Source organism: Vibrio sp. 1401 (assembly GCF_033340295.1).
This window is the reverse complement of the sequence record NZ_JAWOWF010000379.1, coordinates 1-690: the sequence shown is the minus strand read 5'-3', so window position 1 is coordinate 690 and position 690 is coordinate 1. Positions and strand designations below refer to the sequence as shown.

Here is a 690-nt window from a genome sequence, read left to right as displayed (position 1 = left end):
ATAGAATGCCTGATGCGGTGCGGGTTGAGAAAATATGGATGATGCGCTGTGCTAAACGAAGGTAGAACTGGCGGCCGTCAATTTCCTTCTTCCCATCGGTGTATACATTAACTGGGCAGTCGTGCATAAAGACGATATCTAAGTCTGAGTTGTAGCCCAACTCCCATCCACCGACTTTACCATAACCGATCACGGCAAAGCCTTTGCCTTCACGGTCTTTCACGTGTGTTGGCTCGCCGTATTTTTCAGACACTTGAAGCCACGCTTGGCTGACCACCGCTTCAACAATGGCTTCTGCTAGATAAGTTAAGTGATCACTTACTTTCATGACTGGTAGCACGCCAGCGATATCCGCTGCGGCAATACGTAGAATACAAATTTGCTTAAACTGACGCAGCGCTTCCATTTGCTGCTCCATATCATCTTCGGGAATACGGGCAAGGAAATCGCGCAATTCAGTGCGATAGCTATCGAGTGGAATTGGGTTGTACAGCTGTTGAGGATCTATCAACTCATCCAGAAGGATTGGATAACGAGACAACTGTTCAGAAATCATCGGACTTGCGGTACACAAGCGCACTAACTGCACCAATGCGGCCGGGTGTTCATCCAACAATTCTAAGTACGTCGTGCGCGTGCAAATATTGTGCAGTAAGTGCAGTACTCGCGGTAAACCAAACTGTGCATCAG

At 48.0% G+C, this 690-nt stretch carries 1 pseudogene; it reads right to left on the bottom strand.

Features of this window, described 5'->3' with window-relative positions:
* Nucleotides 1-690: pseudogene (locus tag R7Z77_RS25745) on the bottom strand (bifunctional glutamine synthetase adenylyltransferase/deadenyltransferase); the annotation flags it as partial.